The following is a 24,293-nucleotide window of genomic DNA, read 5'->3' as shown; positions in this document are numbered from 1 at the left end:
ATCAACGCGTCAGATACTGATTGATCAAGTTTTCGTACGCTTCCTGGCGGCCGCTGATCTGCTTGGGCGCATTGCCGGCGGCATGTGCGGCCAGATCCGCCAGCGTGATCTTGCCTGCGGCAAAGTCGGCGCCGGTACCATTGTCGAAGCTGGCATAACGTTCGGCGCGCCACTGCTCCAACGGCGAGGACGTCAGCAGTGCATTGGCCACTTCCAGCCCGCGTGCGAACGCGTCCATGCCGCCGATGTGCGCCAGGAACAGGTCCTGCGGATCGGACGATTCGCGACGCACCTTGGCATCGAAGTTCAACCCCCCCGGTGCCAAGCCACCCTGACGCAGCACTACCAGCATCGCACCAACGGTGTCGTACAGATCGGTCGGGAACTGGTCGGTATCCCAACCGTTCTGCGGGTTGCCGCGGTTGGCATCGATGCTGCCCAGCAGGCCGGCATCGGAGGCGACCTGCAGGTCATGCTCGAAGCTATGGCCGGACAAGGTGGCGTGGTTGGCTTCGATGTTGAGCTTGAAGTCCTGATCCAGACCGTGCTGACGCAGGAAACCGATCACGGTCGCGCTATCAAAATCGTACTGATGCTTCATCGGCTCCATGGGTTTTGGCTCGATCAGGAAGTTGCCGGTGAAGCCGATGCTGCGGCCGTAGTCGCGCGCCAGGGTGAGGAACCGCGCCATGTTGTCCTGCTCGCGCTTCATCTGCGTGTTGTGCAGGCAGGCATAGCCTTCGCGGCCGCCCCAGAACACGTAGTTTTCGCCGCCCAGCTCCACCGTGGCATCGATCGCGGCCTTGACCTGCACCGCCGCACGCGCGACGACGTTGAAGTCCGGGTTGGTCGAGGCACCATTCATGTAGCGCGGATGCGAGAACAGATTGGCCGTGCCCCACAGCAGCTTGATGCCGGTGTCGGCCTGACGCTGCTTGGCAACACCCACCATGTGCTTGAGGTTGCTCTCGTATTCGCCGATGTCATCGGCATCCGGCGACAGGTCGATGTCGTGGAAGCAGTAGTACGGCACGCCGAGCTTGGTGAAGAACTCGAACGCGGCATCGGATTTGGCTTCAGCCCGCGCCAGCGCGCTGTTGCCCACATCCCACGGATACGCACGCGTACCCGGGCCGAACGGATCGGCGCCATTGCCGCAGAAGCTGTGCCAGTAGGCCACGGCAAAGCGCAGATGCTCGGCCATGGTCTTGTCGCCAATGGTCTTGTTGGCATCGTAGACCTTGAACGCGAGCGGGTTGTCCGACTCGCGGCCTTCGAAACCGATCTTGCCGATGCCGGGGAAATATTCTTTCGCGCCGATGTAGACGGTGTTGCTCATGGGGTGAGACGTCCTTACTGCTGGGGAAGTTTCAAAAAAAACGATCGATCAGCTAGCGTAGAGCGGGCTGACGACATGCAGGTGCTTGAGGAAGGTCTGATAGTGCTGCTGATACTGGGCCACACGCTGCGGGTTGGGCTGTGCGGCAAGCGCGTCGTCCACCTGCAGGTGCTCCAGCACCACATCCGCCAACGCCGCATCGCCACCATCGGCGCGCTCGCAAGCCCACAATGCCTGCAGTGCCGCACCGAACGCAGCACCTTCGGGCTGGGTTGGCACCACGACCTGCAGGTTGAAGATGTCGGCCACCATCTGCCGCCACTGCGCGCTCTTGCTGCCGCCACCGGTGAGCAGGATGGTATCGAACTGCAAACCCGCAGCAACAAAGGCATCGAAGCCGTTGCGCAGGCTGTAGGTAGCGCCTTCCATCGCGGCGCGATAAAAATGCGCGGCGGTGGTGTTGTGCAAATCCATGCCGAACAGGCAGCCACGCGCGGCCGGCAAATCCGGGGTGCGCTCGCCGTTGAAGAACGGCAGCAATACCAATCCGTCCGCACCTGGTGCGGTGTCGGCGATCATTGCCTCGGTCTGCGCGCGGGTGATGGAGAACATGTGCATCACCGCCTCGGTGGCGACCGTGCAGTTCATCGTGCAGATCAACGGCAACCAGCCGCCGCTGGAGGAGCAGAACGCGGCCCAGCGTGCCTGATCGTCCACCACCGGATGATCGGCGTAAGCGAACAAGGTGCCGGAGGTGCCAAGGCTCATGGTCAGACGCCCGGGTACCACATTGCCGGTGCCGATGGCGGCCATCATGTTGTCGCCACCGCCGGTGGTGACGCGCACGCCGGCCGGCAAATTCAATGCCTGGGCAGCGGCATCGGACAACGTATAGACCGCGCCGGTTTCCACCAGCGGCGGTAATGCATCGCGCAGGTCGCGTTGCGCGTCGACCGCACGCAACATGCGCTCGGACCACTGCCGCGTGCGCACGTCCAGCCAGCCGGTACCGGAGGCATCGCCGACTTCGGCAAAGCGCGCGCCGGTCAGCCAGAAGTTGATGTAGTCGTGCGGCAGCATCACCGTGGTCATCGCTGCATACGCGTCGGGGCGATGCTTGCGCGTCCACGGCAATTTGGAGGCGGTGTAGCCGGCCATGATGGGGTTGCCTGCAGCCGCAACGCTGCCGGCCGCGCCGCCAACGGCATCCATGATTTCGTCGCATTCCAGCGCAGTGCTGGTATCGCACCACAGCTTGACCGGCGCGGTGACGCTGCCGTCGGCTGCCACCGGCACAAAGCCGTGTTGCTGACCCGACACGGAGATGCCGCGCACGCGTGCACGCAACCCGCCTTCGAGCTGCGCGAAGCAATGCACGATGCCGTCGATCCACCACTGCGCCTGTTGCTCGCGGGTGCCGTCGTCGCGGCTGATCAGCTCCATAGGCGCTGCGATGGTGGCGACCACCGCGCGATCCTGCGGATCGTAGGCCACCAGCTTGACGCTCTGCGTGCCTACATCCAGTCCTACGTACAAGCTCATTGCGTCACCCATCGGTTGTTGTTGAGTCCCACTTGCTGGGTGCGGCCTGCGCCCAGGTCCAGGTCCAGGGTCTGCCCAGCGTAGGACAGTTGATAGCGCCCGCCACGCACGCTGCCACGTCGCCACGCCTTGGGCAAGGCCGGCAGCAGAAACACGCTGCCGGCCCAACGTTGCAGCAGTATTTCGGTAATGCCGGCGGTGCTGCCGAAGTTGCCGTCGATCTGGAATGGCGGATGTGCGTCCAACAGATGGGGATAAGTACGATCTGGCGAAATCAGCAGTTGCAGGATGCGGTAGGCATGCTCGCCATCGGCCGGCCGCGCCCACAGGTTCAGGCGCCAGCTCATGCCCCAGCCGGTGGCGTTGTCGCCACGGATTTCCAGCGAGCGCCGTGCGGCGGCAGCCAGTTCGGGAGGATCGCGCGGCTTGATCTGGCTGGACGGATGCAACGCGTACAGATGCGAGACGTGGCGGTGACCTCGCCGTTTTGCGGGCTGTCGATGCCCACACGCAACGAAATACCGCCAGGGTGGTCGCACGACAGGCCTACCACGATGCATTGCGCTTGCGCAGAGACGAACACCTCGCGCCGATGCACCGCGCCGCCGGAGCGGAACGTGGTGGTTGCCACCGCAGTGTCCAGATCGAGCTGACGGCGGTAGTCGCTAATGCCATCGGCGCGATCGAAATCCAGCAACAGATCGCCCAACGGTTGATACGGCATTTGCTTGAGCGGACGCGAGAGCAGCTTGGCATCGGCCAGTTGTTCGGCTTCTGCATAGCGCCCTGCAAAGATCAGCGCACGCACCTGCGGCAAGGCCGCCAATGCGTCCGGGCTGGTGGCATCGTAGGGCCCGCCTGCGTACAGTGTGTCTTCGTTGAGTTGCAGGCGCTCGTGGGCGATACCGCCCCACATCATCGCGCCCAATCGCCCATTGCCGACCGGCAGGGCTTCCACCCATTCGTTGGCCGGTTGGGGGTAGCACAGCTGCAGGGCCTCGGCCGCTGCAACAGGCGGCAGCACGGCCTTCTTCGAAGATTGCGCGGCCTGTGTCGCCGCCGGCACGGCGCCCAGGACCGCGATGGCGTCCCCGGTTGCCTTGCACAGCTCGCGAGGGGTCAGCACGGCCACCGCCGTGCTGACTGACCGGAACCGCCCGCGCCTGCCTTGCGACGTTCCGGCATCTGCTTACTCGGTGACTGAAGACAGCCTGCGATCATCGGCGACGCGCTTTGCCGGACGCAATCTTGCGCTGCAACACGCTGACCGCCTTGCCCTCGTACTGGATGCTGGTATCGGTCTTGGGCTGCAGCGCACCGGCATCGTCGCGCGGGCCATCGACGAAGCGCACATTAATGGTGCGTTTGGCCTGCATGCCGGTCCAGCTGCCCTCGCGCTTGCCGATGCTCAGCTCGCCCTTGGCCTGGCTCCAGACCAGCGCAATGCGGCTGAACTCGCCCTTCTCGTAGCCGTAGCCCTTGCCATCGTCTTCATACAGCGAGAACTGGCCATCGGCACCGGTATAGACCATTACAGTAAGCGGTGCGTCGGGCTTCTGGTCCACGTATTCCTGCACCGGTCCGGTCGGCACGATGGAACCGGCACGCACGAACAGCGGCATGCGTTCGATCGGTGCGGCAGCAATGATGCTCTGGCCACCTTCATAACGCTTGCCGGTAGCGAAATCCAGCCAGCTGCTGCCGGCCGGCAGATACACCTGCCGCGAGGTGGCGCCGAAGCGGGTCACCGGTGCGACCAGGAACGCCGGCCCGAACAGGTACTGGTCGTTGATGTCGCGGACCTTTGGGTCGTTCGGGAAGTCCATCATCATGCCGCGCATGATCACGCCATCGCGCTGGTAGGTATCGCCGGCGAGGCTATAGAGGTATGGCAGCAGCGCGTAACGCAAACGGTTGTAGTACGCCATGCTCTCGTAGAACGGCGTGCCTTCGGGAGCGATGTTCCAGATTTCGCGGTACGGAAACTGGCCGTGCGAACGGAAGATCGGCACGAACGCACCGAACTGGAACCAGCGCGTGTTGAGCTCTCGCCATTCCGGCAGGTGCGCCGGGTCATGGTCTTCGTAGCGCTTCTCCACCGCAAAGCCGCCGATGTCGAAGGTCCAGTTGGGCAAGCCCGACAGCGCCATGTTCACACCACCAGAGATCTGGTCGCGCATATCGTCCCAACGCGAGACGATGTCGCCGCTCCACACCGCCACAGCATTGCGCTGGGTGCCGGCGTAGCCCTTGCGCGAGAGGATGAACACGCGCTTGTCGTCGGCCGCACGGTCGCCCACGTACACGCCATGCGTGTGCGGCAACGGGTAGGAGTTGAAGTATTCGGTGGACGAGCCCAACGCGTTCGGCGTAGTCCGTGCCTTGCGCTCGGCGATGTCCAGGTTGGAATGCACGTCCGGCTCGTCGGCGTCCATCCACCAGGCATCGAAGCCCTTGCTGTTGAGCTTTTCGTCGATCTGGCGCCAGTACATGGTCTGCGCCTTTTCCGAATATGGGTCGTAGAAGGAGTTCTTGTAGCCCTTGCCGATCCAGTCCAGTTCACCCACTTTCACATTGCGCTTGAACATGAAACCGGCAGCGTCCAGTTCCTTGTAGTTGGCGGTGGTGGGATAGAACTTGGGCCAGATCGAAATCATGATCTGCGCATGCATGTCGTGCACGGCCTTGACCATGCCATCGGGATCCGGGAAGTGCCCGGGATCGAAATCATGCGAGCCCCATGCGTTTTCCGGCCAGTACGACCAATCGAGCACGATGTTGTCCAGCGACAATCTGCGCTTGCGGTATTCGGCCACCGCGCCCACCAGTTCGTCCTGGCTCTTGTAACGCTCGCGGCTCTGCCAGAAGCCATACGCCCACTTGGGCAGCATCACCGACTTGCCGGTGAGTTCGCGATAGCCGGCAACGGCCTGGTCGTACGAATCGGCAGAAACGAAGTAATAGTCGATCATCTGCCCGGCTTCGGACCACAACGACAGATCTTTGGCTTCGGCCGCCGGCAGCGGGTCGCGGTGCAGCAGCGCGATGTAGCTGGGGTCGATCAGGTCCCACTCGAGCTTGACGGTATGACGCGTGCCCGGCTGCAGATCGAGCGTGAATTCGTGATTCCACGGGTTCCAGTTCTGGCGCCAGCGGTCGACGACCAGCTTGCCGTCCACATACAACCTGGCGTATTCGCTCGAATACAGCGAGAAGGTGTGTTCGCCACCGGTGAGCGCTTCGATTTCGCCCTCCCAAGTGACGTGCATGCGGCTGTTCTTGTCCTTGGTGATCGCCGTCTTCGGGTACTTGGGCAGGTTGCTGAGGTACTGGTAGTTCACCTCGCTCTCGCGGCGCTCGAGGATCTGCTTGCCATTGATTGCGTAGCGTGCGGTCAGCGCGCCGGCCTTGCCCTTGGCGTCGTACACCTTCAGCGTTTTCGGCAGCGGCTGCAGGCCGCGCGGATCGCCCAGGCGGGTGATCGCATTGTTGTCCCACAGCAGGCCGTAGTGACGGCTGGACACCAGGTACGGCACCGCCATGTCGATGTTGTTCTGCTGCAGCTCGACGTTGCGACCCTTCTGGTTCATCCAGCCTTGCTGATGCTGGCCGAAGCCGTACAACGCTTCGTCATCGGGCGACTGGAAGCGCTGGCGCACGCTCAGGTACTGCTTGTCCTCCACTTTCAGCGGCGCAAAGCTGCGCCCGCCGGCCACTTCCGACAGCACCGTCTTGCCGTTGGCATCGGCAAAGCTGACATGGCCATCCACGGTGGACACGGTGGCGGTGACCTTGCCGGTCTTCAGCTGCACGCTGTCGCCCTGCTCGGCAATCTGGAATGCGCCATCGCCCTGCACCGGCACGCGCATCAGGCTGGGGCTGCGGGCGAAGTCGCCGTCCGGATCCGCACTGACGCGGATGATGCCGCTGTCGACCACTTGCAGGCGCACCGGTGCGGCGCCCTTGGCGCTCGGCACCACGGTGACGCCATCGGCGGCCTTGCGTACTTCCTGCGCATGCGCGGCATTGGCCAACAGGGCCAGCGACAGCGCCAGGCAGTGGGCAAGCGGCGTACGCCGGTTTGCAGGCGCGGCGCCGGCGGAACGGAGGGTGGTTTGCATGGTCACTCCCTTGGAATTGCGCAACCTCGACGGTGGTCTAGGCTATAGCGATGTGCCACAGATGGAAGCGAGGGCGCGCGCTGCCACGTATCGCTTGGCAGGTCACAGGACAACAAGGGCAATCACGTGCGCTGAGCACATGGCGGGAAGCAGGCTGCCGTAGGCCACTGTTTCCTTCCAACAGGCGGCCCCATGGCTGTGCGACCGCATTGCATCCCGCACCACCGAGCAGCACACCTGCTGCTGTGCGCCACGACGTCTCCCCGGTTTCGAGAAGCGGTTGCAACTCGCCGGTAGCTTGATCGGGGGAGGTGCGCAGTCGCTGTCAGATCAACTCAAGCGCATCGAGCGGGCGCAGCGCCTGTTGCTGTTGAAAGGCGCGACGGTGGTGGTCGGAAGTCTACTGGTGTTGCTGGGCGGTGGCGGATGGTTGCTGGCCCATTATCGCCAGCAAATCGAAGACAATCAGTTGCGTGCGGAGCTGTTGCGGGCCTACAACGCCGCCGACGTGACGCTGTGCAACGACCAGCTCTGCGCCAACGTGGAGACCAAGGGCCAGGCCTACGGCGATCACCGTCTATATCGGCAGGTCAAACCGCGCTGATTCCGGCGGCAGGCACCCAATGCCCCTGACGCCTCAAAGCAGGGGCGCCGCATTGTGCGCTATCGCACGGCTGTCGGCGACAGCCTGCGCTGGGTCGTCTTGCGGCGGGTCTTGATCGGGCCGAGGATGCCGCGGCCTAAAGTGCAAACATCCGCGCCCGTTGCCGTCGTCACCGTGAAATGGTTTTTCGAGGCCGGTCAGAGCGACGACTCCGGTGCCCTCAGACCGGGGTACAAACGCCGTGCAGTGGTGCGTAACGCCTGCAAAATGCGCTCGGCACCCGGTGGCAGGTTGTAATCGCGCCGACGGATGATGCCGAACGATTCCATCCGCACGCCCAGTTTGATCGGCAGCACGGTGAGCAATTTCGCCTGGATCAACGGCGCCACCGATTCCACCGGCAATGCAGTCAGCATGTCGGTGCCGCGCAGCAGGGTCGAGGTGACCGGCAGCGACGAGGTTTCGATGGCATTGGTTGGCGCCTGCACGCCATGCTCCATGAACATCGAGTCCAGCCGCGCGCGCAGCACGCTATCGGCCGGCGGCAAGATCCAGCCATGCCGCACCAGATCGGCATGCTGCAGGCCGGCGCGGCTGGCCAGCGGGTGGCCGGCGCGGGCAATCACCGAATGCGGCTCGTCGGCCAGCGGCTCGAACGCCAGCTCGCCCACGCCTTCCGGCCCCAGGATGCGGCCGATCACGATGTCCAGCTGCCCATCCAGCAACTTGGCCACCAACGGACGGCTGTAGTCCATCTCCACCCGCACCAGGATGTCCGGGAACTCGCGCTTTACCTCGGCGATCGCTTGCGGCACCAAGTTGGTGCCCGGATTGACCACCGTGCCGATCGAGGCCTGGCCCATGCACCCGGCGCGCAGCGCGGCGATTTCTTCCTGCGCCCGACCGATCTCGGACATCGCGGCGCGCGCGCGTCGGATCAGCACGTGGCCATACCAAGTCGGTTCCACGCCACGGGCATGCCGCTCGAATAACTTCACGCCCAGCATGTCTTCCATTTCCGCCAACAGCTTGGACGCCGCCGGCTGGGTCATGCTAGCGGCCTCAGCCGCGCGCAACACCGAGCGTTGTTCATGCAAATGCAGCAATAGCAAGAGCTGGCGCGTCTTAAGACGGGCTGCGTTGAACCAGGGAATACCGGAAGTTGCCATAGCGTGCGGTTGCGGCGGTGTATTCTTCGGAGGAATAGAATAGGCCGAAAATTTCATTTGCAGCACATATTTCCCCGGGCAAGGCTATCCAATGCCGCAACGGGAGCCCCTACATCCCTGGCGCGGTGAAAACAGACGTGGCCTGCCCGTCCTCGGACGGCAACACGCACGCCAATATGCGGAGGTCGACAACGATGACGGCATCTGGCCCCTAATGCAGGCCGCAAGACCGCGCACGCGGGTCCGGGTGGCACACCGTCAAGGTCGGAATACATGACCTGCGTCGTCCCCCGTCCTCATCTTGAGCTGCGCGTCTGCCGCCGCGCCTCGCCCCGCAGTTGCGCAACCTCCCCCGACGGTACCAGCCACCCGGCCGCCAACCATTGCTTTCCGCTCTAGCGCGAGTAACCGCATGACTTCAGATACCACCGCCAGCCCGTTCGCCCTGCCCCTGGTCGCCATCCTGCGCGGCATCACGCCGGAAGAAACGCTCGACCATGTCGGCGCGCTGATCGACGCCGGTTTCGATGCGATCGAAATCCCGCTCAACTCGCCGCGCTGGGAGCAAAGCATCGCGCTGGCGCAACAGACCTTCGGCGAACGCGCCTGGATCGGTGCCGGCACCGTGCTGCGCAATGAAGACGTCGACACCCTGGTCGAGATTGGCGCGCGCTTCATCATCACCCCCAATACGCGCCCGTCGCTGATCCGCCATGCGGTGTCGCGCGGGCTGACCGTGGTGGCCGGCTTCGCCACTGCCAGCGAGGCGTTCGACGCCATCGACGCCGGCGCAACCATCCTCAAGCTGTTCCCGGCAGCGACCTATGGCGCCGCGCATGTGCGCGCCCTGCGCTCGGTGCTGCCCAAGCACATCCCGGTGTATGTGGTCGGCGGCGTCAGCCCGCAGACCCTGGCCGGCTTCATCGCCCAGGGTGCCGCCGGCGCCGGCATCGGCGGCGAACTGTACAAACCGGCGCAATCGCTCGAAACAACCCAGACGCATGCACGCGCCTTCGTGCAGGCCTACCAGGAACTGCAAGGATGAAGATCACCCGCCTCACCACCTACCACGCTGCGCCGCGCTGGTTGTTCCTCAAGGTCGAAACCGACGAGGGCATTACCGGTTGGGGAGAGCCGGTTATCGAAGGCCGCGCCCGTTCGGTGGAGGCCGCCGTACACGAACTGGCCGGCTATGTCGTCGGCAAGGATCCGGCGCGCATCAACGACCTGTGGCAGACCATGTACCGCGCCGGTTTCTACCGTGGCGGCGCCATCCTGATGAGCGCGATCGCCGGTATCGACCAGGCGTTGTGGGACATCAAGGGCAAGGCGCTGGGCGTGCCGGTATACGAGTTGCTGGGCGGGCTGGTGCGCGACCGCATGAAGACCTATCGCTGGGTCGGCGGCGACCGCCCGGGCGCGATCATCCAGCAGATCACCGACTACCGCGCGCTGGGTTTCGACACCTTCAAGTTCAACGGCACCGAAGAAATGAAGCTGATCGACAGCGCGCGCGCGGTCGACGCTGCGGTGGTCAAGGTGGCCGAAATCCGCGAAGCCTTCGGCAACACCATCGACTTCGGCATCGACTTCCACGGCCGCGTCGGCGCGCCGATGGCCAAGGCGTTGCTGCGCGAACTCGAGCCGTTCAAGCCGCTGTTCGTCGAAGAGCCGGTGCTGGCCGAACAGGCCGAGTACTACCCGCGCCTGGCCGCCAGCACCTCCATTCCGCTGGCCGCCGGCGAGCGCATGTTCTCGCGTTTCGAATTCAAGAACGTGCTGTGTGCCGGCGGCATCGGCATGGTGCAGCCGGACCTGTCGCATGCCGGCGGCATCACCGAATGCGTCAAGATCGCCGCGATCGCCGAAGCCTACGATGTCGGCTTCGCGCCGCACTGCCCGCTCGGCCCGATCGCGCTGGCTGCATGCCTGCACGTGGACTTCGTCTCGCACAATGCGGTGCTGCAGGAACAGAGCATCGGCATTCATTACAACGAAGGCGCCGACCTGCTCGATTACGTCATCAACAAAGACGATTTTCACTGCGTGGATGGCAGCATTGCCGCCCTGCCCAAACCCGGGCTCGGTGTGGAGATCGACGAAGACATGCTCAAGCGCGCAAACGAAAACCCGCCCGACTGGCGCAACCCGGTGTGGCGCCACAGCGATGGCAGCATCGCCGAATGGTGAGCACGTCCGAACACACCGCCGTGCTGGCGGTCGACAGCCGCTGCACGCACGGCGAAGGCGTGCTGTGGTGCGCACGGCGCGAGGCGCTGTACTGGGTCGACATCAGCGAAAAACGCCTGTGGCGGCACCATCCGGCCAGTGCGCAATCGCGCCACTGGACGCTGCCCGACCGCCCGGGATGCATCGGCCTGATGGACGACGGTCGCGTGCTGGTCGCGCTGGCCAAGGCGATCGGGATTGTCGATCCGGACACTATCGAAGAAGACGTGCTGCCCTTCGAAAAACTGGCCGACGTGGAAGCGGACAATCCGCTCACGCGCAGCAATGATGGTCGCGCCGATCGCAACGGCAATTTCGTATTCGGCACCATGGACGAACACGACACCAAGGCCGCGCGCGGAGCGATGTACCAGTTCTCGCTGACGCATGGTTTGCGTGCATTGCCGCTGCCAGGCGTATCGATCCCCAACTCGATCTGCTTCAGCCCCGACGGCCGCACGCTGTACTACTGCGACTCGGCGCGCCCGCAGATCCTGTGTTGCGACTACGACGCGCAGACCGCGCAGACCAGCAACACCCGCGTGTTCACCACGTTAGACCGCGACGATGCCGAACCGGACGGATCGATCATCGATGCCGAAGGTCACCTGTGGAATGCGCAATGGCGCGCGTGGCGCGTAGTGCGCTATCGCCCCGATGGCAGCGTGGAGCGCATCGTGCAACTGCCGGTCAAGCACCCCACCTGCAGCGCGTTCGGTGGCGCCGCGCTGGACCGCCTGCACGTGATCAGCTCGCGTCTGGACCATAGCGCCGAGGAACTGGCCCGTACCCCTGAAGCCGGCAGCTTGTACTGGTGCGATCTGCCGGTCGCGGGCTTGCCAGAGAGCTTGGTGGCCAGCGCGTGATCGCCATCGACTGGGGCACCAGCAGCCTGCGCGGCTACCTGCTCGATGCCGACGGCAAGGTACTTGAGCAGCGCCGTGGCAGCAACGGCGTCCTCGCCTGCCAGGGCCGCTTCGCCGAGGTACTGGCAGGCTTGGTCGACGGCTGGGACGGCCCGCTGCTGCTGTCGGGCATGGTCGGCAGCCGCAACGGCTGGGTCGAACAAGCCTATCTGCCCTGCCCCACAGACACTCGCTCGCTCGCCCTGGCGATGCGCAGCTACGACGACCTGATGCCCGGTCGCACGCTGTGGTTCGTGCCCGGCGTGAGCACCGGCGGACAGGCCGGCGTGCCAGACGTGATGCGCGGTGAAGAAACCCAGCTGGTCGGCCTGATCGCCGCACTCGGCGACGGCGCGCACGTCGCCTGCCTGCCAGGTACACACAGCAAATGGGCGCGGATCGGCAACGGCCAACTGACCGGGTTTGCCACCGTCATGACCGGTGAGCTGTACGCCGTGCTGTGTCAGCACAGCATCCTCGGCAAGCTGATGGAGGACGACCACGCCGCGCTGGACACCGATGCGTTTGTGCAGGGCATCGACCGCAGCGCCGCCCCCGGCGGCCTCAGTCACCACCTGTTCGGCACCCGCACACTCGGCCTGTTCGAACGGCTGTCGTCCGCGGCGCTGCCGTCCTACCTCTCGGGTCTGCTGATCGGCCACGAACTGCGCGAGCACCGTGGCGACCACGCCACCGTGCACCTGGTCGGCAGCCCTGGTCTGGCGCAACGCTATGCCCTTGCGCTGCAGCACCTGGGCGTCGAAAGCCAGCTGCACCCGGAAGATCTGGCGGCGGCGGGGCTGTTCGCACTGGCCAGGCAGCTCAGGCTGGCCTGACCAGCCATCAGCAAAACATCGACAACCCCACACCCATCACGCGACTGCTTTAGAATTGGAAGGCTAGACGCCGGATTCCGCCATGCCTTTTGTTGTCACCGAAAACTGCATTAAGTGCAAATACACCGACTGCGTCGAGGTCTGTCCGGTGGATTGCTTCCACGTCGGCCCGAACTTCCTGGTCATCGACCCGGACGAGTGCATCGACTGCACCCTGTGCGAGCCGGAGTGCCCGGCCAACGCGATCTACCCGGAAGATGACGTGCCAGCAGGCCAGGAAGGCTTCGTCGCGCTCAACGCTGAACTCTCCAAGGTCTGGCCGGTACTGACCGTGCGCCAGGAACCGCTGCCCGATGCCGCCGAATGGGATGGCAAGCCGAACAAGTTGCCGCTGTTGCAGCGCTGAGCTGCACGACCGGACGCAACGCGTTCACACTGCCGGGCGCGTCCGCAGAGCAATCGCAAATTCCCACCAACGCAAAACGGGCGCCTGAAGCGCCCGTTCTGCTATCCAGCACACTGAACCGGCCTCAGCCGCCCAGCTTGCCCTTGAGCGCGGTGATCACCGCCACCGGCGCTGCCGCCGTCGCCGGCATGCCACGCGGATCCACTGCCGACACGTAGCTGCCCGCTTGGACCTTGACCACGCGCACCAGGAAGCTGGAACCCTCGTAGCTCACGTCGTAGGAACCAAGCATCTGCGCCTTGCTGGCGATGGTCAGACCCGGGATGTCGGCCAACGCTGCGCCCACCTTGCCGAACACCTCGTCGCGCTCGCCCGGCACGGTGAACCCGCTATTGGCGCTTGCCGACGGCGGCGTGTTGGCCTGCTGCTGCGTGGTCGACGCCAGCGTCGGCACCTTCATCGCACCGGAGGTGTCGGGCAGGTTCAGATCCGGCGGCACTTCCAACGGACGGGCTTCCGGGGCCAGCGCATAGTCGCCGCGCGCGCCCTTGTGAAACCAGCTGCAACCGCTCGTGGCGGCGACAGTGGCGCTCGCCAGCAACGCGAGCGACAGCACGCGGACGGAGGAAACGGAATGACGCATCGATAAATCTCCTGGGTCAGGCCGCGAGCATTTCGCGGCTGGAAAGCGCTTCCAACGCAACGGCGTCGGCGGCAAGGCGGTCGGCGGCAGGCTGGTGCGCCGCAGAAAGGGGTAACAGCGGCAAGCGCAGGCCATGGCCGATCCCGGCACGCTGCAGTAGCGCCTTGACCGGGATGGGATTGGATTCGATACCGCAAAAGCTGTGGTACTCGCTCAGACGCGCGTCCCACGCAGTGGCAGCCTCGCGCTGGCCGTCGCGGGCCAGATCGCACAGGCGCCGGTACGCCGCCGGCAAGGCATTGGAGGCCACCGAAATCAGCCCGGCAGCGCCGGACAGCATCGATTGCGCTGCGCTGCCGTCGTCGCCACTGAGCACCACAAAACTATCGCTGCGCAGCGCCACCAGCGCGGCCACACGCCCGGGCTCGCTACGCGCTTCCTTGATGCCGACGATATTCGAATGCACCACCAGCTCGGCCACCGTCTCCGGCAGCAGGTCGCAACCGGTACGGCCCGGCACGTTGTACATCACCACCGGCAGGCCGCCGTGATCGGCTATCGCCAGAAAATGCGCTTTCAGTCCGGCCTGGGTCGGACGCACATACGGCGGCGTCACGACCAGCGCGTATTGCGCGCCCAGCGCTGCGGCGCGACGCGTCTGCGCAATGGTCTTTTCAGTACCAGACAAGCCGGTGCCGGCCAGCACCGGCACGCGGCCGGCCACCTGGGCAACGGCAGCGCGCAACAGCGTGTCGTATTCGTCCTCGCTCAATGCCGCCGCTTCGCCGGTGGAGCCAGCGACCACGATTCCCTGCACGCCACCGTGCAACTGCTGCTCCAGCAGCCGCCGCCATGCATCCAGGTCGAGTGCGCCATCGGGACCGAAGGGGGTCGCCAGGGCGGTGATGATGCCGGAAAGGGACAAGATTCTGCTGCTCTTACGTGACAGGAAAAGGCCCGCGCGGGCACGGGTTGAAACCACCTGCATGTTACTTGCGGCGCGAAACCACGGGCAAGTATGCTGGTCACCGCCAGGGCGCCTGCCCGGGCGGCCATTCAGCCTGATGCAATGCCGGAAGCCCCTTTGACCGACTCTACCCCCCGGCCTTCGCCGACCGAAAATCACCTCCTGATCAACGCCTACACGACGCATCCGGAGTCCCCGTTGTTGCCCGTCACCCGCCGCATCGCCGACAGCGGCTGTAATCTCTTGGACGCTCGCCTGGCCACGGTGGGGCGCGACGTCTCTGTCACCGCACTGGCGACCGGCTCCTGGGATTCGGTTGCCAAGCTCGAAGCCATGCTGACCCGGCTCGAACGCGAAGAAGGCCTCAAGCTGGTGTGGTACCGCACCGGCCCCAAACAGACCCAGTCCAACCTGCTGCCTTACATTGTCGAGGTCATCGCTGCCGACAAGCCGGGCATCCTGTTCCAGCTGGCCGATTTCTTCGACCGCCAGGGCATCACCATCGAAAACCTGCAGAGCACGCGCTACCTTGCCATGCAAACCGGTGCGGAGATGTTTTCTGCGCAGGTAACGATCGGTGTGCCGGCCAACATGCACATCGCCGCATTGCGCGATGATTTCCTGGAATTCTGTGATCACCTCAATCTCGACGCGATCATGGATCCGATGAAGTTCTAAGGCACCCATCCATGGCCATCGCGATGTCCGCGCTGAAACAGATGTTCGACCACATCCGCTCCGAGACCGACTGGAATCTGGACGGCCCGCTGCGCTGGGAATATTTCTTCGCCGACCCGGCGCAGGAACCGCTGCAGAAACTCGCCGAGCAACTGACCCAGGATGGCTACCGCGTCATCGATATCTTCCTCGGCGAACGCGACGAAGACGATGGCGACGATGAACAGTCGTACTTCCTGCATGTGGACAGGAAAGAGCACCACACCATCGAGTCGCTGAATCAGCGCAATGCGCAGTTCGACGCACTTGCCAAACGTTTCCATGTGGCTGCTTATGATGGGATGGACGTCGGCCCGGCATGACCGCGCCGTGCGCACCTCCACTTTGGGCTGAGCAACGATGACCGACGCTATGCTGGAATTACCCGCTGCAACTTTCGACCTGCCGCTGGCGCTGTCCGGCGGCACCCAGACCACGCTGCGCGGCCATGCCGGCAAGTGGTTGGTGCTGTACTTCTACCCGAAGGACAGCACGCCTGGCTGCACCACCGAAGGCCTGGACTTCAACGCCTTGCTGCCGCAGTTCAAAAAGGCAGGCGCGGTCGTGCTGGGCGTCTCGCGCGATTCGGTGAAATCGCACGACAACTTCTGCGCCAAACAGGGCTTCACCTTCCCATTGATCAGCGACAGCGATGAAGCGCTGTGCCGCGCCTTCGACGTGATCAAGGAAAAGAACATGTACGGCAAACAGGTGCTCGGCATCGAGCGCAGCACCTTTTTGCTATCGCCCGATGGGCATGTCGTGCAGGAATGGCGCAAGGTCAAGGTGGCCGGCCATGCCGAGGCCGTGCTGGCCGCAGTAAAGGCGCACGCCAAACAGTGACACCGCCGGCTTCCCGTGTCCTCCATCACCCTGCAGTTGCAGGCGTGATGGCTCGCCCCTGCTCCATCACTTGGAAGACCCAATGACCCGAGGCAAGCGCATCTACGTGCTGGACACCAACGTGCTGATGCACGATCCCACCGCGCTGTTCAAGTTCGAGGAACACGATGTGTTCCTGCCGATGCAGGTGATCGAGGAGCTCGATAACGCCAAGAAGGGCACCTCCGAAGTCAGTCGCAATGCACGCCAGGTCAGCCGTTTCCTGGACGAATTACTGGAAAACACCAATGCCGACCAGATCCAGACCGGCATCCTGCTGAGCCATCCGCAAGGCATCCAGCTCAAGGGCCAGGCCGCGATCGGCCGCCTGTTTTTCCAGATCAAACCGATCGATCCGGGCCGCACGTTCGGCGCGATGCTGCCGGACAACAAGATCCTGGCCTCGGTGCTGGCGCTGCGCGAAGAAAATCCGGATGTTCCGGTCATCCTGGTGTCCAAGGACATCAACCTGCGCATCAAGGCCTACATCAGCGGCCTGGTCGCCGAGGACTATCAGAACGACCGTGCGCTGGACGATTTCAGCCTGTTGTTTACCGGCGCCATCGAGCTGCCGGAAGACTTCTGGCAGAAGCACAACGAAGACCTGCGCAGCTGGAACGAACGCGGCCGCACCCATTACGAAATCGTGCTGGCCGAGGATGAAGATTGGTACCCGAACCAGTACCTGTACCTGCCCGGCGAAGACGAAGTGGAGCTGCGCGTCGCCAAGGTTGGCGGCGGCAAGTCCACGCTGTGCCTGGTCGACGACTTCCGCAACACGCAGCACGCGGTGTGGGGCATTGCCGCACGCAACCGCGAGCAGAATTTCGCGCTCAATGCGCTGATGGACCCGGAAATCGACTTCGTCACCCTGCTCGGGACCGCCGGCACTGGCAAGACCTTGCTCGCACTGGCCGCCGGCCTGGCGCAGACGATGGATCAGCAGCGTTACCGCGAAATCATCATGACCCGCGCCACCGTCAGCGTGGGCGAAGACATCGGCTTCCTGCCCGGTACCGAAGAAGAAAAGATGACCCCGTGGATGGGCGCGCTGACCGACAACCTGGAAGTGCTCACGCACAACCAGGAAGGCGGCTCGTGGGGCCGTGCGGCCACCAACGACCTGCTCGCCAGCCGCATCAAGATCCGCTCGATGAACTTCATGCGCGGCCGTACCTTCCTGTCGCGCTATCTGATTCTGGACGAGGCGCAAAACCTCACTCCCAAACAGATGAAAACGCTGATCACCCGCGCCGGCCCCGGCACCAAGATCGTGTGCCTGGGCAACGTCGAGCAGATCGACACGCCCTACCTCACCGAAACCACCTCGGGCCTGACCTACGCGGTAGATCGCTTCAAGGCATGGCCGCATAGCGCGCATATCACGCTGCGTCGTGGCGAGCGCTCGCGTCTGGCCGACTTCGCCTCGGAGGTGTTGTGATGCACGCACTGCGCGGCGCGGTGGCGCTTGCCGTGATCGCACTGGCTGGCTGCGCCACCACGCAGGGGCCGGCCAGCGTGCCGACCAACCTCAAGAACGGGCAGTCGTGGATCATCACCCGGCAAGGCGTTGCCGAACAGGTGCTGCAACCCTGTTCGCGCGACAGTCCGGCGAAGCATCCCGGCCAGATCAGCGGCTATTGGGCGCCGAGCCATCAGCAGATCGAACAACTCGAAGCGCGGCAGGATGCGTTGACGCCCACCATTGCCGAGCCGCGCGAGTTCGACCGCCAATACGTGGGCGTGGTGATCCAGGGCCGGCAGTTGATCTACATCAACGCCTTCAAGCTGCCGAATACGCCGGAGGTGAAGCCGGCCACCGAGGCGATCCAGGTCTGCGATGGCGGCAGCATGTTCTGGGGCGCGCTGTACGATCCGCAGACCGGCGCGTTTTCGCAGATTGCGGTGAACGCGATACGGTGACGCTGTTGTCGCGATGGACCGGCGCAACGTGGTGTCGACACACCGATTCTGCACAGCCGCAATCCGGCAGTGCAGAATCGGCAGATGACCACGCCCAGCACGCTGTCTGCATTGACCATCGCCGGTTCCGATTCCGGCGGTGGCGCCGGTATCCAGGCCGACCTCAAGACCTTCGCCGCACACCGCGTGCACGGGTTGTCGGCAATCGCCGCATTGACCGCACAACACACTCGCGCCGTCACCGCCGTGCATATCCCGCCACTGCCGTTTCTGCAGGCGCAGGTGGATGCCTGCTTCGCCGATTTCGAGATCCAGGCGGTCAAGCTCGGCATGCTGTCCAATGCCGCCGTCATCCATTGCGTGGCCGATCTGCTCGAACGGCATCGCCCACCATTCGTCGTGCTCGATCCGGTGATGGTGTCCACCAGTGGCGCACGCCTGCTCGAAGATGCCGCGCTGGATGCGCTGCGCACGCGTCTGCTGCCGCTGGCCACGCTGATCACGCCCAATACGCACGAAGCCGAGCTACTGATCGGCCGCCGCGTCGACAGCGCCGATAGCGCCGAACGCGCCACCGCCGCCCTGCTCGATCTGGGCGCGAATGCGGTGCTGCTCAAGGGCGGACATCTGCATGAAGGCGCGCGTGTACTCGATCGCTTCGATGACGGCGTGACCCAGGATGTGTTCATGCATCCGCGCCTGCAGGTGGATGCGCATGGCACCGGCTGCAGCCTGTCGGCGGCGATTGCCGCGCAGCTGTGTCAGGGCCTGTCGTTGCTCAATGCCTGCGAAGCGGCCATCGATTACGTTGCACGCGCCATCTGCCTCGGCCAACGTCCCGGCCATAGCGATGTACTGGTGCTCGACCACTTCGGCGCAGCACCCAGCGCATGAGCGTGCAGACCGATACCTTGCTCGCCAGCGCTGCAGATGGACACCGATGGCAGGTGATTCGCTGCGCGCCACCGCAACCAACGGCCACCCTGCTGTGACTGCCCGCGTTGGGCGTGGCAGCGCGGCATTACCAACCCTTCGCACATGCCCTCGCGCCCCTCGACGTCGCGGTGTATCTGCACGAGTGGCGCGGCAGCGGCAGCAGTAAGCTGCGCCCCTCGCGTGAGCACGATTGGGGCTATCGCACGCTGCTTGCAGATGATCTGCCCGCCAGCCACGCCCTGCCCGATCTGCACGACCCGTAGCTTCCGCGCCTCATCGGCGGACACAGCCTTGGCGGTCAGCTCGCGTGCTGCCATGCCGCGCTGCACCCGACGCATTTCGCCCAGTTCTGGCTGGTGGCCAGCGGCTCGCCATATTGGCGCAATTTTCCCCCGCCGATGCGCTACGGCCTGCCGGTGGCATTTGGGCTGTTGCCGTGGCTGGCACGCAGGCAAGGCGTGCTGCACGGGCGCAAGCTCGGCTTCGGCGGCACCGAAACGCGCAGCCTGATTCCGATTGGATGCAGGTCGGCCGCGGCAGGCGCACCATGGGATCTGGAGCAGGCACTGGGCCAACTACGCGTGCCGATCCGCGCGGTGACGCTTGCACGCGATACGGTAGGTCCCGCAGGTGCGCTGCGTGCATTACTCGACAAAATGCCGCAGGCACACGCGGCCCACGTAACCTTGGACGATAGGCAACTGGGCACGCGCAGCGATCATTTCGCCTGGATGAAAACGCCTGCGGCCGTGGTTGCTACGCTGCGCAGTGCGTCTGACGATGCCATCAACGGCGATCGAATTTCACAAAGGGATTGACGGGCACCTCGCTCATCGGCATAATTCCGCTCCTGACGAGGCGCCCGTAGCTCAGTTGGATAGAGTACCTGGCTACGAACCAGGCGGTCGGGAGTTCGAATCTCTCCGGGCGCACCATCTTCAGAGCAAAAAAAGACAGCATTCAATCGCTGTTTTTTCAGTTAAAAGATCTGATCGCACTGCGTCAGATGTGCAAGTCACACAAGACATGCGCCCGTAGCTCAGCTGGATAGAGTACCTGGCTACGAACCAGGCGGTCGGGAGTTCGAATCTCTCCGGGCGCACCAACCTTGAAGAAAACGGCCAGCTTGCTGGTCTTTTTTTTGCCTGTCGATGTTGCGGATGCAGATGACGGCGCGCATCGCGCCGTATCGTCGTGCGCTGCTCCAGCAGGCGGTGCCGTTCTCTAGCGAAGCGCTCGCCGACGCCACCGCGGGCACCGCATCCAGTGCAATCAGGCCGTGGCAGCAATGCTCGCGTCAGCAACCACCACTACCGGCAGCAGCGATGTCACCGGATGCCCGGCACCGCGCCATGCATCCAGACCGCCCAGCAGCGGCCGCACATCGCGATACCCACGCGCGCGCATCCGCGCGGCCAAGCACGCTGCAGACACTTCGTCCGGACACGCGCAGTAGATCACCACACTGCGATCGCGCGGCACGCTGGCAAGAATCTGCGCCAGCTGACGCTCATCGGCAAACACGGCGCCCGGAATCATGTAGGGCTGCAGATCGCGATAGCCCGGTGCACGGATGTCCAGCACGGTCGGCCGCAGGCCCTCTTCGCCATCCAGCAACGGCACAAGCTCATCTACCGCGATGCGCGCATGCTCCAGCGATCGCAACAGGCTGTACCGCCGCCAGCGCCAACCGACATAGCAGGCCAGCAACGCCGCCAACACCACGACCGCGCCCGAGCCGAGTTCGGACAAAAAGACGAGCACGTCCTGCACCTGGTGCGCGAACACGGCGCCCACACTCAAGCCGACCAATGCCCACAGCGATGCTCCGAAGGCGTCGTATCGCAGGAACGCCGCAGGACGCACCCGCATCGCACCGGCCATCGGCACCGACACCAGCGACAAGCCGGGCACGAACTTGGCAACTGCCAGCACTCGCACGCCCCAGCGCGAAAAGAAGCGCTCGGTCTGCTTCATGCAGCTATCGCGCGACAGCGACAGTCGACACAGCGACTGCAGGGTGCGATTGCCGAAGCGACGGCCAGCCAGATACCACGCCAGATCGCCCAACAAACTCGCCGATACGGAGACGGCCAATGCCGCAAGCCCGGCCAGCCAGGCATCGCTCCCTCCCTGCAACGCGTAGCTCGCACCGACCAGCAACAGGGTCGGCAATGCCGGAACCGGCAGCCCGAGTGACAACGCCAGCACGTTGGCGAACACCAGCGCCAATCCGTACTGTTCGATCAGGCCTTGCATGCGACGATCCTGCGCGACGGCGAGCCGCCATTATCCGCCTTCCCTCACCGCGGCGACTGCCCCGCGGCGACGGAACGATACGTTGCGGCCAAGGCGTGCAACCAGCTGTCGAACAGGCCCTCGCTGCGCAAAGCGCGTCGCCACCAGCCCAATGCCTCGCCCTCCTCGCCCGGCCGCCACGCCAGGTAGAAGGTTTCGTCGGGCTTGTGTGTTTCCACCTGCACCTCGCGCAACCGGCCGTCCTGCAGGGCCCCGCGTGCATACGGCTCGGGCAGAAAGCCGTAGCCGGCGCCAGCCAGCTGCAGCAGCAGCTTGGTGCGCATGTCCGGCACCGTGAGCACATCGCGACCGGACAGCAGCCCGACCGTGCGCGGCAGCAGGCGCCGCGCCGAGTCCGCCACCGCGATCGCGCGGTGTTCGGCCAGCTCGGCCGCACCCAGCACGCCCGCACTCGCCAGCGGATGCGTGGATGCCACGGCAAATACGAAGCGCAACGTGCCGATGGGCTCGGCCACATAGCCACCGCCACTGGGCCCCTCGCCCGCCGCCACGATCAGGTCCACGCGCCTGTCCAGCAACGCTTCCCAACCGCCCGATAACGACTCGCTCAGCACGCGCAGCCGCGTGCTGTCGGCCACGGTGTAGAAATCCAGGATCTGCGGCTGCAGCAAGGCCGCAGGCAGTACCGCATCCAGCCCGATCGCAACGTCCGATTCCCAGCCCGAGGCCACCCGGCGCACGCGCACCTCCAGCTCTTGCGCGGCGCGCAGCAGATGACGCCCTTCGCGCAGCAGTTCGCGGCCCGCCTGCGTGGGCGTAGCCTTCGGCCCCACCCGCTCGAACAGCTGCACGCCCAGATCCTCTTCCAGCTTGGCGACCGTGTAGGAAATCGTCGACGGCACCTTGAACAGCACCTTGGCTGCCGCAGCGAAGGAGCCACGGCGGTCGATGGCATCGAGGATCTGCAGCGCTTCCAGGCTGATTTTCATTGTTCGAAATTTTCGATGATAGCGGCCAAATCTACTCGCTTTTTCTCTTGCCTGCGAAGGCAGAGACTACGCATCAAGCCGCTGGGACGCCGATTCATCCCCCAGCGCCAATTCGAATCTTTCAAGGAGCAGCAGCATGTTGAATGTCCGCAAGAGCGAAACCCGTGGCCGCGCCGAGCATGGCTGGCTGTCCTCGCGCCATACCTTCTCCTTTGCCAGTTACCACGACCCGCGCCACATGGGCATCGGCCCACTGCGGGTGATCAACGAGGACAAGGTGCAGCCGGGCGAAGGCTTCGGCACCCACGCACACCGCGACATGGAGATCATCTCCTATGTCCTGGGCGGCGCGCTGGAGCATAAGGACAGCATGGGCACCGGCTCGGTGCTGCATTACGGCGATGTGCAGCGCATGAGCGCCGGCAGCGGCGTGACCCATAGCGAGTTCAACCACTCGTCCAGCGAGCCGGTGCACTTCCTGCAGATCTGGGTGATGCCCGAGCGCGCCAGCATCGAGCCGAGCTACGAAGAAAAGTACTTCGATGCGGACAGCAAGCGCAACCAGTTGCGCCTGATCGCCTCGCCGGGTGGTGAGAATGGTTCGCTGCGCCTGCACCAGGATGCGCGCTTGTACGCCTCGATCCTCGATGGCGAGGTGCGTCTCCAGCAGCCGCTGGCCGAAGGCCGCATCGGCTATGTGCAAGTGGCCCGCGGCAGCCTGAGCGTCAACGGCCAGGTGCTGTCGGCAGGCGACGCGATGCAGATCATCGGCGAGCCGGAAATCGTACTGGCCGATGCACGCGATGCCGAAGTCCTGGTGTTCGACCTGCCGAAGTAATCGGTCGCCCCTGAAAAACGCCATTCAATCAGCCACTGCCTGCGTTGACCGCTGCACGGCACGCAATGACATCCATGTGGACTTAGGTACTTGGCGCTTGCATCGCTGTGGGTTTTGCCTGTCGGCCCCCTTGAGGCGGGCCAGCTCATCGGGCTGTTTGTGCCTGACCATGGGTCACCAACCGAAAATCAAATTCTGCGGAAACGGGGGGCGAATTCATCACCGCCTGCTGCTCGGAGAGTTTCTGGATCGCTTCTTGCTTGGCGACCTTGTCCACCGCGCTCTTGGTCTGCAGGACGGTCGTCACCAACGCGATCGATGCCGTCGTCATGACCGATGCGTCGATCCCCAGCGCCCAGCACTCAAAGCTTCCCAGAACAACACGCGGGCGACCGTCGGCACTCGGTTGCGCGTCCATCTTGATTCCTCCGTCAGTTGCCCGCCAGCAAACACGTAGGCAGCGATCAGGTCACCCAGGGCCTGCTCATGCTGTTGATAGCCGGCGCCCGGCAGGCTCGCCCAGATGCTGGACAGCTTGGCGATGGCTTCTTGGATGCGCCCGGCCTGGATCAGCCGCAGCGCGCGCCGCTCGCGGATCTGCTGCAGGGCGATCAGGTCCTGACTCAACGGCGAGAAGTCCGATCGCCTGAGCGTCTTCCGATATGCGTCTTAGTACCGTCGCAGCAGTTGGTAGCGCCCTGCCGCCGTCAAGAACACGCGCAACGCTGGCACATACGGATGATCTGCATAGCGGTCGAATGGCCCGCCGCCGACAAGCACGTCGTAGCCGTGATCCTTGGTCGGCTGACTCGGCTTATCCGTCCCTTCCGCCCACGCCACCATGTCGAGAAACGCAACGACATTGCGGCCGCCGGCCTGCTCAAACGAGATGAACGCCACAGAGTCTGCGGATACAAAAAAGCCCCATCGTCGCCGGCAGGGCTTGGGTCACACGTCGGGTAAGCGGACAGTCTGGGCATGACCCGCA

The 24,293-nt window shown here is 64.3% G+C and carries 21 protein-coding genes, 2 tRNA genes and 4 pseudogenes; 16 read left to right on the top strand and 11 right to left on the bottom strand.

Annotated features, from left to right (window positions below):
• Window position 1 precedes the first annotated feature (1 nt).
• The 4 genes and pseudogenes from xylA to WJW29_RS08585 all read right to left on the bottom strand — a co-directional run bounded on the left by xylA (window position 2) and on the right by WJW29_RS08585 (window position 7,002).
• Window positions 2-1,339, bottom strand: a complete 1,338-nt coding sequence (gene xylA / locus WJW29_RS08600; protein WP_011259480.1) for a xylose isomerase — start codon at window positions 1,337-1,339, stop codon at window positions 2-4.
• Window positions 1,340-1,387: 48 nt separating this feature from the next.
• A complete protein-coding gene (gene xylB, locus WJW29_RS08595; RefSeq protein ID WP_011408872.1) occupies window positions 1,388-2,881 on the bottom strand; it encodes a xylulokinase in 1,494 nt (497 codons plus the stop codon).
• A pseudogene (locus WJW29_RS08590) lies at window positions 2,878-4,007 on the bottom strand (glycoside hydrolase family 95 protein). The gene xylB and the pseudogene WJW29_RS08590 overlap by 4 nt, the downstream one beginning before the upstream one ends.
• A gap of 91 nt (window positions 4,008-4,098) precedes the next feature.
• A complete protein-coding gene (locus WJW29_RS08585) occupies window positions 4,099-7,002 on the bottom strand; it encodes a TIM-barrel domain-containing protein (protein ID WP_011259484.1) in 2,904 nt (967 codons plus the stop codon).
• 253 nt (window positions 7,003-7,255) lie between these two features.
• On the opposite strand from WJW29_RS08585, the pseudogene WJW29_RS08580 reads away from it, so the two are divergent.
• Window positions 7,256-7,606, top strand: a pseudogene (locus WJW29_RS08580) (relaxation protein); the annotation flags it as partial.
• 197 nt (window positions 7,607-7,803) lie between these two features.
• Here the strand turns inward: WJW29_RS08580 and WJW29_RS08575 are convergent.
• Window positions 7,804-8,775: a LysR family transcriptional regulator gene (locus WJW29_RS08575; RefSeq protein WP_011408874.1), complete on the bottom strand. Its 972-nt coding sequence runs from the start codon at window positions 8,773-8,775 to the stop codon at window positions 7,804-7,806.
• A 412-nt stretch (window positions 8,776-9,187) separates the two neighbouring features.
• Between WJW29_RS08575 and WJW29_RS08570 the strand changes: the two genes are divergently transcribed.
• The 5 genes from WJW29_RS08570 (at window position 9,188) to fdxA (ending at window position 13,151) form a co-directional block, all read left to right on the top strand.
• Complete coding sequence (locus WJW29_RS08570; protein WP_011259487.1) at window positions 9,188-9,820, top strand: 2-dehydro-3-deoxy-6-phosphogalactonate aldolase; 633 nt, start codon at window positions 9,188-9,190, stop codon at window positions 9,818-9,820.
• Complete coding sequence (gene dgoD / locus WJW29_RS08565; protein ID WP_011408875.1) at window positions 9,817-10,965, top strand: galactonate dehydratase; 1,149 nt, start codon at window positions 9,817-9,819, stop codon at window positions 10,963-10,965. Before WJW29_RS08570 ends, dgoD begins: the two co-directional genes overlap by 4 nt.
• Complete coding sequence (locus WJW29_RS08560) at window positions 10,959-11,870, top strand: SMP-30/gluconolactonase/LRE family protein (RefSeq protein ID WP_011259488.1); 912 nt, start codon at window positions 10,959-10,961, stop codon at window positions 11,868-11,870. Before dgoD ends, WJW29_RS08560 begins: the two co-directional genes overlap by 7 nt.
• Complete coding sequence (locus WJW29_RS08555; RefSeq protein ID WP_011408877.1) at window positions 11,867-12,745, top strand: 2-dehydro-3-deoxygalactonokinase; 879 nt, start codon at window positions 11,867-11,869, stop codon at window positions 12,743-12,745. The genes WJW29_RS08560 and WJW29_RS08555 overlap by 4 nt, the downstream gene beginning before the upstream one ends.
• 82 nt (window positions 12,746-12,827) lie before the next feature.
• On the top strand, window positions 12,828-13,151 hold the full coding sequence (fdxA, locus tag WJW29_RS08550) for a ferredoxin FdxA (RefSeq protein ID WP_011259490.1): 324 nt from the start codon (window positions 12,828-12,830) through the stop codon (window positions 13,149-13,151).
• Between the two features lie 124 nt (window positions 13,152-13,275).
• On the opposite strand, the gene WJW29_RS08545 is transcribed toward fdxA, so the two are convergent.
• Complete coding sequence (locus WJW29_RS08545) at window positions 13,276-13,794, bottom strand: hypothetical protein (protein WP_011408878.1); 519 nt, start codon at window positions 13,792-13,794, stop codon at window positions 13,276-13,278.
• 16 nt (window positions 13,795-13,810) lie between these two features.
• Window positions 13,811-14,719, bottom strand: a complete 909-nt coding sequence (gene dapA, locus WJW29_RS08540; protein ID WP_011259492.1) for a 4-hydroxy-tetrahydrodipicolinate synthase — start codon at window positions 14,717-14,719, stop codon at window positions 13,811-13,813.
• A gap of 93 nt (window positions 14,720-14,812) precedes the next feature.
• On the opposite strand from dapA, the gene WJW29_RS08535 reads away from it, so the two are divergent.
• From WJW29_RS08535 to WJW29_RS08495, 9 genes and pseudogenes are all read left to right on the top strand, one after another.
• Window positions 14,813-15,439 carry a glycine cleavage system protein R gene (locus WJW29_RS08535; protein WP_011259493.1) on the top strand — a complete coding sequence of 209 codons (627 nt, stop codon included), beginning with the start codon at window positions 14,813-14,815 and terminating at the stop codon, window positions 15,437-15,439.
• A gap of 11 nt (window positions 15,440-15,450) precedes the next feature.
• Window positions 15,451-15,801 (top strand): ribonuclease E inhibitor RraB, encoded by a 351-nt coding sequence (locus WJW29_RS08530; protein ID WP_011259494.1) that lies wholly within the window; start codon window positions 15,451-15,453, stop codon window positions 15,799-15,801.
• A gap of 37 nt (window positions 15,802-15,838) precedes the next feature.
• Window positions 15,839-16,321 (top strand): peroxiredoxin, encoded by a 483-nt coding sequence (locus WJW29_RS08525; RefSeq protein WP_011259495.1) that lies wholly within the window; start codon window positions 15,839-15,841, stop codon window positions 16,319-16,321.
• Window positions 16,322-16,403: 82 nt separating this feature from the next.
• On the top strand, window positions 16,404-17,801 hold the full coding sequence (locus WJW29_RS08520) for a PhoH family protein (protein WP_011259496.1): 1,398 nt from the start codon (window positions 16,404-16,406) through the stop codon (window positions 17,799-17,801).
• On the top strand, window positions 17,801-18,283 hold the full coding sequence (locus tag WJW29_RS08515; protein ID WP_011408879.1) for a hypothetical protein: 483 nt from the start codon (window positions 17,801-17,803) through the stop codon (window positions 18,281-18,283). The genes WJW29_RS08520 and WJW29_RS08515 overlap by 1 nt, the downstream gene beginning before the upstream one ends.
• A gap of 84 nt (window positions 18,284-18,367) precedes the next feature.
• Window positions 18,368-19,177 carry a bifunctional hydroxymethylpyrimidine kinase/phosphomethylpyrimidine kinase gene (gene thiD / locus WJW29_RS08510; protein ID WP_011259497.1) on the top strand — a complete coding sequence of 270 codons (810 nt, stop codon included), beginning with the start codon at window positions 18,368-18,370 and terminating at the stop codon, window positions 19,175-19,177.
• A pseudogene (locus tag WJW29_RS08505) lies at window positions 19,174-20,037 on the top strand (alpha/beta fold hydrolase). Before thiD ends, WJW29_RS08505 begins: the two are co-directional and overlap by 4 nt.
• Window positions 20,038-20,077: 40 nt before the next feature.
• Window positions 20,078-20,154, top strand: a tRNA-Arg gene (locus WJW29_RS08500).
• Between the two features lie 93 nt (window positions 20,155-20,247).
• Window positions 20,248-20,324: transfer RNA gene (locus WJW29_RS08495), tRNA-Arg, on the top strand.
• Between the two features lie 167 nt (window positions 20,325-20,491).
• Here WJW29_RS08495 and WJW29_RS08490 read toward each other — a convergent pair.
• On the bottom strand, window positions 20,492-21,478 hold the full coding sequence (locus WJW29_RS08490) for a DedA family protein/thiosulfate sulfurtransferase GlpE (RefSeq protein WP_011259500.1): 987 nt from the start codon (window positions 21,476-21,478) through the stop codon (window positions 20,492-20,494).
• 44 nt (window positions 21,479-21,522) lie between these two features.
• A complete protein-coding gene (locus WJW29_RS08485; RefSeq protein WP_011259501.1) occupies window positions 21,523-22,467 on the bottom strand; it encodes a LysR substrate-binding domain-containing protein in 945 nt (314 codons plus the stop codon).
• 136 nt (window positions 22,468-22,603) lie between these two features.
• Here WJW29_RS08485 and WJW29_RS08480 point away from each other — a divergent pair, with 136 nt between their 5' ends.
• Window positions 22,604-23,305 carry a pirin family protein gene (locus WJW29_RS08480; protein ID WP_011259502.1) on the top strand — a complete coding sequence of 234 codons (702 nt, stop codon included), beginning with the start codon at window positions 22,604-22,606 and terminating at the stop codon, window positions 23,303-23,305.
• Window positions 23,306-23,450: 145 nt separating this feature from the next.
• Here WJW29_RS08480 and WJW29_RS08475 read toward each other — a convergent pair whose 3' ends face one another.
• Both WJW29_RS08475 and WJW29_RS08470 read right to left on the bottom strand, forming a co-directional pair.
• A complete protein-coding gene (locus WJW29_RS08475) occupies window positions 23,451-23,636 on the bottom strand; it encodes a hypothetical protein (protein WP_012444564.1) in 186 nt (61 codons plus the stop codon).
• A gap of 101 nt (window positions 23,637-23,737) precedes the next feature.
• Window positions 23,738-24,205 (bottom strand): annotated as a pseudogene (locus tag WJW29_RS08470) (glycoside hydrolase family 104 protein); the annotation flags it as partial.
• Between the last annotated feature and the right edge of the window lie 88 nt (window positions 24,206-24,293).

The sequence above is a fragment of the Xanthomonas sp. JL1 genome, from assembly GCF_038405005.1.
This window is presented reverse-complemented; position numbering and strand designations above follow the sequence as displayed.